This is a genomic window from Eudoraea sp., assembly GCF_049669105.1.
Taxonomy (GTDB): Bacteria; Bacteroidota; Bacteroidia; order Flavobacteriales; family Flavobacteriaceae; genus Eudoraea.
Genome location: NZ_JBATKE010000220.1, coordinates 1 through 4,263, shown reverse-complemented (window position 1 = coordinate 4,263; position 4,263 = coordinate 1). Strand labels below are relative to the sequence as shown.

Sequence of the window (4,263 nt, the reverse complement as noted above, 5' to 3'; positions counted from 1 at the left end):
TTGTAAAACTAATATAAGTTTTGGCTCGTCATGAACGTATATAGAATTTTGGTTTATGTTCCATATCGGGGGATATTCGGGAATCCAGATTTGTTTTGCCATTTCCTGTCTTCTATCCTGGAGCAGGGTTTTAGCGGCATTGATGTCGCTAAAAGTAACCGTCAACATATCTTCGATTGGCTGAATTTCATTGATCCATATATTCAGATTGCCTTGTGCGAGGGTAAGTCCAGATATGTTAGAACTGAGATCATCAACTAATTTTAATATCACATTTACTTCGGTACTATCTTTTTCCAGCTGATCAGATTCTGATTTGTTTTCTTCCATTTGCCGTGTCATAAACTCTAATGAAAGTAGTCCTAAGTTCAACAATGAATCTAGTTGTTTGCTTTTTAGCCGGGCATCATCTGACCATTCTGTCACTAACCCTTTCCACTTATCTACGCGTTCGCTAATGAGGTCTATTTCCCGCAGTTCCTGGTCAAGGCGATCTGGTCTGTAGACAACACTGCTATCTTTCAATAGTTGTAATTTGGTACTGATGTCTTCCCCGGCCAGGGGTAGTTCCTTTTTAATATGATTTAAATCCTTATTTTGTTTGGTCAAATCACTGACATTTTTTACTAAACGACCAGAGGCATGAGTGTATTCCGGAATTTGCGAGATATTGAGTGATTGCGGAACTGGCACGATTGTATCGCCAACAATAGTGTTTTGAGAAGAAGCGTTCGGTGGAAGTAATAATAAGGATAATATCAAGGGAATACTCCATAAAAAACTCTCGTGGTTTTGTAGAAAAAAAATTTTGATTAAATTGATCATTTTTCTGTTAGTATTCAAATTAATTCTTATTATAGCTTTTCCTATTTCACCAATTCAACATTGCTCGGTCTCCATGCACCATCTATCCATGGTTGTGTTGGTCCATACATTCTTAAGCAAACAAAGAAGTTTTTTAAACAAGCAGGGCTCTATCCAAATACTTTCTTTTTACAGGCTGTGAGAATTAAAGTAAATAATCGTCTTTTAGTTTTTATGATTTAAAACTGTGTGTTTAAACCAAAGAAAAGTTGAATCTTTGGTTGTCCCACGCCATAACTTATCACAGTGAATTGAGGCTCCGCAAAAATATTGAACACCAAACCTTCTGCTTTTAACACTTTACCGATACCTAAGCCAAATGGTACTACATATGACCCCGATTCAAAATTAAAAGTTGAAACAGCACTTGATCTTAAATACGTTCCTTTACCTAGCTGCCACAAGCCAATGGCCTGAACTGCCATAACATTCGTATCCTCTCTATCTGACTGCCCGGCAAATGAAGCTTGCCAGGTTATTAACCCCCCAACCTGAAACTGTTTTGAAAGGACCTCAAAAATAATCAGTGCAAGTCCTCCCTGCCATTTACCACTACCCAAAGCTTCTTGACTTGCAGTTGGAGCAACTACTAAGGGCCCAACACCAAAAGTTGTTTTGTCATTTTTTACAGCAAGATAAGTTCCAAAGACATTCAAATCTCCCAGGCCTGAAGTATTCGTTTGGCCTCCTGTAGGCATAGAAGACATAGGCAATGATGCTCTTATTAAAAAACTCCCAACGGGTTGCGCGTATCTAAACCAAAATGTGTTGGAAGTTTCATCAGGCAATCCCGCTAAACTTGGGTTGTAATAATTATGCATATTAAAGGTCTTGATACTTGCCAAAGGGTTGTTAGCTGCTATAGCAGCTTTTTCAGCTGCTGTTAGCTCGGTTGAACTCGAGGTTGAATCAGAAGCCTTCTTTTCTTGTCCAATCCCTTGAAAGGACACTCCTATTAAAATAAACAAGAAGGGAATAATTGTTTTTTTCATTTTTTGTACCTGTGCCTGCACAGGTATCATAAGGCCGCTTAGTAATAAACAGGCGAAGATTGTTTTCATTCTTGTTTTCATATCTTTTAGATTATTTAATTAATTCAAAATCGTTAAGCACCCAGGTCTTATTAATGTATCCTTCTTCAGGGCCATAGAAACGGAAGACCACAAAAAATCCTTTCTCAGCATTGGTGGGTACCCAATTGTTTTTTAGTTTTTTATCTTTTGGAGGTTCAGCACCAAAATAAAGATCAACAGAACCGTCAGCATTAACTTCTGGCTTATCCATACTGCCAACAGATTTGTTGGTATTACCACCTGCATCTAATAATCCACGAGTGGTTACATCGTAAGCAGTAACAGCCCAAAAACGTTTAACAGGCGCATTTGCAGGAACATGTAATCGATAATTTTTTCCGCCATCTAAAAAAGCACCTTTGTCATCTCGGAATGCTGTTAAATAAGCAGTTCCTTGACCAGGTGTAGTAGATAATAAATTAGGGGAAACAACAATGGCCTGATAATGCCAAAGTGTTCTTGCATCGATATCAGTAATTCCATCTCGCTCAAAGGTGGTATTGTATAAAAACATCTTTTCCCACTTACGGTTATCCCAATAACGAATATCCGGCTCACGCGAAGCGTAAACAATAGCTCTCGACATGGCAACTCCTTGTTTTGCTCCTTGATCCAATATCTTTTGCATGCGAGCATCAGGAGCATAAACTTGCCCTTTGCGTATGCCTAAGGTTGATAAACGACCTAATTGCTCTGGGCTAAATAATTCTGTTGGCTCATATTGAATAATCTCATTCAAATCGGTAAAAACAGAAGCATCTTCTGCCGGCAGTGGATTAATTCCCATACCTGTGGTATTCGCATAATTACCTTCTCGTGGGCCTGTAGCCAAAGGATATACTTTCAGGTTTTTTTTGAACCAAGCTACAGCCTGATCGCCCAAACCTACTTCGCCAAATCCACGCATCATAACCCATACTCGATAACTATCTGATTTGATCGGGAAGTAGCCTTGAGGAATTTCATCCTTATAACCTGGAGGTAAGAATAGATACTTACCACCTTCACCTTTGTCCGGACCAACAAAACCAAAGTCCACCATAAATTTGAATAAGGCATCGTTTGCAGTACCGTACATCCCTGGTGGAATTTCAACCACTGTTGGGCCATCTATTTTTAAATCTAACGAAGCAATTGCATAAACCGTACTGTTATTTCCTGTTAAAAAAGGTTCACTTGGTAACCAACCGGGACCTGCTGCCACAGCAATATCCGAAGAAGATTTAAATTTAAAATCGCGAATCTGTGACTTTACAATAGCGTACACCGAAAGCGCTGGATAAAAATCCATATACGCTTGAGTAGCACGTTGTAAATCCATTTCGTCATAAATTTTCTTTACAGATGCTTCATCCGGAAATGCTTCCAACTCAAAATTTAAGGTTCCAAAATTGGTCTCTATTTTATCTGAAGCGGGTTTAAAACCTTTTTCAGTTTGTTTCTCACCAGCCGTTTCAAACAGGTTTCTGTTTTCGCCGGTTTCCTGGGCCTGTATTGGAATAATCATTCCAATCATAAACAAACATGTAATTGCAATACTTACTAATTTTTGTGTTTTCATCTTATTTGTTTTATGACTATTCAGTATCCTATTTTTCTAATTATCGAAAGGGAATGTTTAGGCGATTTAAATTATTTCTGCGGTAATGCTCCATAGCTGGTATGGCCTAGTTTCGCTTATATTATAAAATCAAAAGTAGTCGCTACAGCGCGTTCATACAATAAACTAAAGTGGAAGAATAGTAGAGATATAGGTGAAGAAACTATGGAAGTTGTCTAAAATGAATTGTATGAATAAAAGACAATTAAAATAAGTAATAAGTTAGTTGTTAGAATTACCATCGATATCAAACCCATAAAAACGGCAAGTGATTCTGTTTGCTTTAAGCCAAATAATTTTAGATAATTCTGAATGATATTCTGAACATCTTTCGATAACTCCTCTCCATTATTTTTTTAGCTTTTCCATACTTCGAATTTAAATTTAGTTATTGCCTTTTCAACTTTTCTTTTCAACTACGAGCTATTTCTGGCTCGCTTTTTTTATGTATTCATTTCTTCCAGTAGTGATCAGATTTACCGCTCCCTCCAATAATTCAACTTTTAAGGTTTTGAATTTACCTATAACTTCACCATCAAGTTGGAGCAATCTTGGTTCATCATAAATAAGTTCGGCTTTTGACGTCATTAGCACTCTACTGCTCTGGTTGTCATAATATTTATCATCAAAGGATGACAGGCCGGCTTTGAGCAATGAGCTTAGATTTATTTCTTCATTTAATACAATTTCAAATTTACCGTCCATCGGGTTTCCAACAACATTTAA

3 protein-coding genes and 1 pseudogene are annotated in these 4,263 nt (G+C 37.5%); all 4 read right to left on the bottom strand.

What is annotated here, in order from left to right; all coding sequences use genetic code 11:
* Positions 1-825 (bottom strand): hypothetical protein (locus tag WBM60_RS16530; RefSeq protein ID WP_424283353.1); only part of this gene is annotated, 825 nt, incomplete at its 3' end.
* Positions 826-1,043: 218 nt separating this feature from the next.
* Positions 1,044-1,925, bottom strand: coding sequence for a hypothetical protein (locus WBM60_RS16525; RefSeq protein WP_424283352.1), 882 nt, complete (start codon positions 1,923-1,925; stop codon positions 1,044-1,046).
* A gap of 22 nt (positions 1,926-1,947) precedes the next feature.
* Positions 1,948-3,498: a DUF1254 domain-containing protein gene (locus tag WBM60_RS16520; RefSeq protein WP_424283351.1), complete on the bottom strand. Its 1,551-nt coding sequence runs from the start codon at positions 3,496-3,498 to the stop codon at positions 1,948-1,950.
* A gap of 462 nt (positions 3,499-3,960) precedes the next feature.
* Positions 3,961-4,263 (bottom strand): annotated as a pseudogene (locus tag WBM60_RS16515) (hypothetical protein); the annotation flags it as partial.

Coding starts and splice junctions, on each gene's coding strand:
- WBM60_RS16525 (WP_424283352.1), bottom strand. CDS start 1,925: ATGAAAACAATCTTCGCCTGTTTATTACTAAGCGGCCTTATGATACCT.
- WBM60_RS16520 (WP_424283351.1), bottom strand. CDS start 3,498: ATGAAAACACAAAAATTAGTAAGTATTGCAATTACATGTTTGTTTATG.